General features: G+C 39.0%; 6 protein-coding genes. 3 read left to right on the top strand and 3 right to left on the bottom strand.

What is annotated here, in order from left to right; all coding sequences use genetic code 11:
• Positions 1 to 369 precede the first annotated feature (369 nt).
• A complete protein-coding gene (locus D9603_RS14115; RefSeq protein ID WP_128731803.1) occupies positions 370 to 921 on the bottom strand; it encodes a hypothetical protein in 552 nt (183 codons plus the stop codon).
• Positions 922 to 1875: 954 nt separating this feature from the next.
• On the opposite strand from D9603_RS14115, the gene D9603_RS14110 reads away from it, so the two are divergent.
• Positions 1876 to 2196, top strand: a complete 321-nt coding sequence (locus D9603_RS14110; protein ID WP_125251933.1) for a hypothetical protein — start codon at positions 1876 to 1878, stop codon at positions 2194 to 2196.
• Positions 2197 to 2446: 250 nt separating this feature from the next.
• Complete coding sequence (locus D9603_RS14105) at positions 2447 to 2734, top strand: HU family DNA-binding protein (RefSeq protein WP_206644500.1); 288 nt, start codon at positions 2447 to 2449, stop codon at positions 2732 to 2734.
• A 154-nt stretch (positions 2735 to 2888) separates the two neighbouring features.
• Here the strand turns inward: D9603_RS14105 and secB are convergent, their stop codons facing one another.
• Complete coding sequence (gene secB / locus D9603_RS14100) at positions 2889 to 3395, bottom strand: protein-export chaperone SecB (RefSeq protein WP_128731802.1); 507 nt, start codon at positions 3393 to 3395, stop codon at positions 2889 to 2891.
• A 52-nt stretch (positions 3396 to 3447) separates the two neighbouring features.
• Positions 3448 to 3714, bottom strand: coding sequence for a hypothetical protein (locus tag D9603_RS14095; RefSeq protein ID WP_125251931.1), 267 nt, complete (start codon positions 3712 to 3714; stop codon positions 3448 to 3450).
• Between the two features lie 323 nt (positions 3715 to 4037).
• On the opposite strand from D9603_RS14095, the gene D9603_RS14090 reads away from it, so the two are divergent.
• Entirely contained in the window at positions 4038 to 4454 is a 417-nt protein-coding gene (locus tag D9603_RS14090; RefSeq protein WP_128731801.1) for a hypothetical protein, read from the top strand.
• The last annotated feature ends 322 nt before the right edge of the window (positions 4455 to 4776 follow it).

Raw genomic sequence — 4776 nt, 5'->3', positions numbered from 1 at the left:
AATTGGTATAAGCTAGGCTCAATAAGTTGTCTTCTCACAGCGGTTATCCTTTACTGCTGCGCTAAATTTGTTTGCAATAGGTTATCTATTGATGCACAAATTTGCTTCGTATTAAGACATAACTTATGGCTTGCGTGATATTATGCCTATTGAGCTTAGGTATTTTCGTTGAGTAACCCACTTGTTACCCCGAGTTCAGATTAAATAAATAAAACCACTTCGCGAATATACCTATATTTTAATAAGCAATCTAGTGTATGAATAATACAAGCATATTGTACAATATGGGAACTGGATTTTGGTGACTTGAGAAGAGTAAGAAGGTGGGCAAGAGGCTGATATCGTTTCTTGCCCTTAAAAAAGGTTACATTAAACAGCTTCACGAAGACTGATTACGACTTCATCCTTTTCAGAGACAAAATAGAGCTTTTCAGCTTCTTCAGTTAGTGCCGATTTTTCAAAAATAGCTTCGAGTAATGGCAGAAAGTGTGCATTAATGATGTCAGGATCTAGACTTAAAATCATTTCAAAAAGTCCGCCATCGTTTTTGTTTTGTTCATTTGCTTTTTGTAACAGCGCTATCATTGAAGTCATTACTTTTGCTTTAGGAAGTAATTGTTTACAGGAGACTGGTGTTTTGCTTGCGACAAACTTTTTACCCTCAATGGAAGGCTGTGTAGAGGTTTTGAGTAAATCCATAAGTGAAGACTGTGCCTCTTCAATGCGAGCGTCTAACAGGTCACGAGCAGCAGTTAAAGCCCCAACTTGGTCAATAGCCGAGCCAACTTTAGCCTGTCTTAACTTGGCATTATTTCCGCTTACATTTGCAAGTTTGATGGTAGGAGCTTGGGCGATAGCTTTGGCGCTAGCCGAAGAGCCATCGATATTACTTTTCTCGTGCACAACTCTCTTAAATTTCATAAATTAGCCTCACTGTTAGCCCCGATTTGATAACAGCCTAAAAAGATTAAGACTGACAAAAACTAAACTTTAATTTAAAAGTTTTATCATAACTTTTTGATATAGCTCTAAAATATTAATACCAATGCTCATTTAATTAGCAACTAGCTGTGATTTGTACCTAATTCACTAGCGAGTCTTCCTGATACACTATTTATTGCATTTGCATTCGATGTAAATCACTGCAATGCAACCCATTACGCTATATCCTAGACAAATCTATACGTTACGACGCTGACTGTCAAATCAAAATAGTAAATTTTGGCCTCCGAAGTCCTGTTTTGGTGCGCTTTCTCGTTTGCTTGGTTGCAGCAATTGCCCAACATGAAATTATGCTGAATATGTTCGTAAGTATTGAAAATAAAGAGTTTGTTGTACAACAATTTTCATTATAAGCAGTGTTGTCGCCGTTGTTAATTTAGTCATTAAAAGTGGTATTTCAGCCAACTGTATTAGATCACTCTTCGATAAATTCAGTTGACTAATCGTAGGTGGTTGATAATTGTACAACTTGCTTGTTGCTTTAAGGTGCCTGTACTATGTTGCAATGTTTCTATTCTTGTTACAATTGATTATTGACAAGGGGGATTAAAGCTTGGATACTCCTGCACACTAATTAGATTTCTTGTAACATGCGGAGTATATTCGTTTCCGTTGTACATTAAATGAGACATATAAAGACACCATAAGATTTACGCTAATTGTTAAATAGCACATTCGCAATGTGAGAAGGAATAGTAAATGTTCTTACAGCATGTGACTCTGCAATATGATGATTTTAAAGCGTATATTTTAAAGGTGATATAAGTGCTTTAAGTAGACCCAACCGAAAAGCTACTCCTGCTTAAGGAGTGGCTTTTTATTTAAATAACTACAGGCATATAGCTCAAAAATTTAGAATCTAGGATGGTACTTATGGATACGCAGATCCAAAAAATATGCGCTAGCTTGGCGCAGGGAGATCCCGCTTCATTGATAAAAGGACTTGTCATTGGTTATGATGAGCAAGGACAGTTGAGATTATATAATGCTGATATGAGCGCAGAAGAAATTGTAATTGCAGTTGAAATGGCAAAAGCCCGGGCTCTGGGACTAATATCAAACAAAGAACTACCCAGTGCGGTTGCTAACTGCTTGGCTTCAAGAGAGTTTGTAGGTGAAGAGCACGCTTTTTCATCTTGTGATAGTGCTTGCAGTCGGCGACGTCAACGTCGAACCTCTAATTTAGAAAGCTAGATGTTACTTAGTCGGTTATAAAGTAGGTTTTCGTTTTTGCGCTGCGAGTGTTTAAGCGCACCGTGGTACAATAGAGAAAATCACATAACTGGCCTTTACCAATTTAGTGACGTTAATCTGTTATCGAATCGATAGAATTAAATTGTACAATATCTATCAAATTATAATGCAAATGTGACAAAATAATATCTACTACCTCTTCATGATTTGGTTGTTAACTGAGACATGTAGATATTTAGGGGTATTTAAGATGGCAATTTCAAAGACAGAGTTGGCTGATCATGTGGCTGACGCAATGAAAATTAGTAAAACAGACGCTCGTGGTTGTGTGAATGCGGTGATTGATGCGTTTTGTGACGCTCTGCAAGCAGGACAAGATGTGCGAGTGCAAGGATTTGGAACACTAAAGGTAGTTCAACGCAATGCGCGTTTAGGGAGAAACCCCTCAACCAAAGAGCCTGTTCCTATTGATGCGTGCAACACTGTACAGTTCAAAGTGAGTCAACGACTCAAAGAGCTTCTACCGAATGTAAAATAGTCTATGTTGACTGGTTTTTTGCCTGACTATATGGCGGAATTTATCTTTGCGGTAGCAGGGCGCTGTTATCGGCAAGGTTTTCTCGCTTGAAAGTAGAAGCTTAACTAAGCTAATTTGAATTAGAAAAGCCGACTGAGCGTCGGCTTTTTACTAGCTAGATGACCTCGACCTCATCGTCGGTGTCGTTTGTTTCACTCCCTTGACTCTCTTGATCTGCGCTTTTTATTGCATCATCAAGTAGTGCATCAAAGTCGACAGGCGCCAGAAGTAGCTGGGGAAAGCCGCCATGTAACACTTGAGAGGAAATGTGATTGCGTGCAAACGGATAGAGCTGAGCTGGGCAGTATGACCCTACTAATGCCATGATCTCTGTTTCCTCATAGCCCTCAATTTCAAAGATCCCTGCCTGCTCTACAGTTGTATTAAATAATTGTGTATCACTATTCGTGGCTTTAGCTTTACACTTCACAGTGAGTACAACCTCATAAGTGGTATCGCTTATCCTATTTGCTTCAGTATTTAAATCAACGCTAATAGAGGGCTTCCACTCATCTAAAAATACAGCTGGTGCATTGGGTGCATCGAAAGTTGATTTTTTATGGTAAATTTTTTGTAGTTCGAATGACTGCTCAACGGCAGTTGTATTGTCTTTATTAGTCATGTCACATGTCTCATTAATTTACACGCAAAATAAATGCGTATTATGGGAAATTTTATATCGCTTGCTCTTCAATATAGATCAATAACAGCATAGCAATTTCTCGTAACGCTGTAAGCTCTTCTGATATAGCAAGTCTGTGCTCTTTTTCAACAAGATCTCGACACAGCGATGGTGCTGTGAGCTCACCTATTACTTGCTCTGCCTCGGCTGTAGCAAGCTCTTGCTTTGCTACTTGTAGCAAGGTAGCTTGGATCGAATCGGCCATCACTTTAGCATAGATTGAACCATGTTTCATCAGAGGTTCGAACTGTTCGTTCATTTTTACTTCCAAACACGGAAGGTGCTTTTTTTTGCTCAAGTTCATTATTTTTAGCCAATTTATCTGAGAACGCTAGTACTGAAACCTCAATGCACTCCAAGCTCAAAGAATGCGAACTCAAGTTTTTCAAAGGTGATAATAGCGCTACTATATTATTGTACAATTGAAATGTGAAGACATTTAAGTCATCATGCGAATGAGACAAATATAAACTCTACATATTGCTATTTCTTTCTGGCTCACATTATGAAGTGGCTGGTTGCATATCAAGTATGTGTAATAGTTTGATTTTATTGTATTAATGGAGAAATCAAAGAATGAGTATGAATTTACCCCGCTGTCCGTATTGTAGCAATCCTAGCATTGTTGGTGAGATAGCAGGCAAGCTTGCGGCGGTATGTACGCAATGTAATAACGGATATGCTATTGTAGCAGATGACTTCGCTAGCCTGACACAACGAGCGTTTCAAATGGCAACAAAAGGACAAGTTGAACAAGCGATAGGTGTTGTACAACAACACTTAAATAAACATGTTGACGAAAGAAGCTCGGCATTGCGTGAAGCGGAAAGTGAACTTCCTGAAGATAAGCGTAAGCTGACAAAAGAGCAGCAAAAGAAGGCTGCAGAATTGGAGTCTCAACGCATTCTTCTTGCAGGGATTTTGCAAGGCGGCCAGCTATACAAAGAGCTGCTAGGAAAAGCACTTGGTATTGTGAAAGAAGAGAATAAAGCCGTCTAATTGGTGGCTGCTTTAGTGCTGGGATCCCTAGCACTACTCAATATTCCTCCCCGTTATAAGTAAGCATGCTGCTCAAAGGGTGAGCGTCAGCGGATTTATTGGCTTTGCTAAAAACAGTTGCGGCCCAAGCAAATAAACTCTATCCTAATAGCACCATGCGGTGTTTTATAGAAATGCGCTGAAAATTAAGTATTTGACATGTGTGTGTTTTGACAAGTATTGCTAGGTTGTTTTGACTTATGCAGTAATACAGCTGCTTCACCTTGCTCTGGGCTGGTACTATTATTCTAGGACAGTGATTTAGGTAATACCAATTTGACTT

The sequence above is a fragment of the Pseudoalteromonas sp. PS5 genome, from assembly GCF_004103255.1.
Taxonomy (GTDB): Bacteria; Pseudomonadota; Gammaproteobacteria; order Enterobacterales; family Alteromonadaceae; genus Pseudoalteromonas; species Pseudoalteromonas peptidolytica.
The sequence above is the reverse complement of the archived record's forward strand: the minus strand, read 5'-3'. Positions and strand labels throughout refer to the sequence as shown.

What these genes read in the sequence shown, in the direction of transcription:
- D9603_RS14115 (WP_128731803.1), bottom strand. Translation starts at nt 921, where the DNA reads ATGAAATTTAAGAGAGTTGTGCACGAGAAAAGTAATATCGATGGCTCT.
- D9603_RS14110 (WP_125251933.1), top strand. Translation starts at nt 1,876, where the DNA reads ATGGATACGCAGATCCAAAAAATATGCGCTAGCTTGGCGCAGGGAGAT.
- D9603_RS14105 (WP_206644500.1), top strand. Translation starts at nt 2,447, where the DNA reads ATGGCAATTTCAAAGACAGAGTTGGCTGATCATGTGGCTGACGCAATG.
- secB (WP_128731802.1), bottom strand. Translation starts at nt 3,395, where the DNA reads ATGACTAATAAAGACAATACAACTGCCGTTGAGCAGTCATTCGAACTA.
- D9603_RS14095 (WP_125251931.1), bottom strand. Translation starts at nt 3,714, where the DNA reads ATGAACGAACAGTTCGAACCTCTGATGAAACATGGTTCAATCTATGCT.
- D9603_RS14090 (WP_128731801.1), top strand. Translation starts at nt 4,038, where the DNA reads ATGAATTTACCCCGCTGTCCGTATTGTAGCAATCCTAGCATTGTTGGT.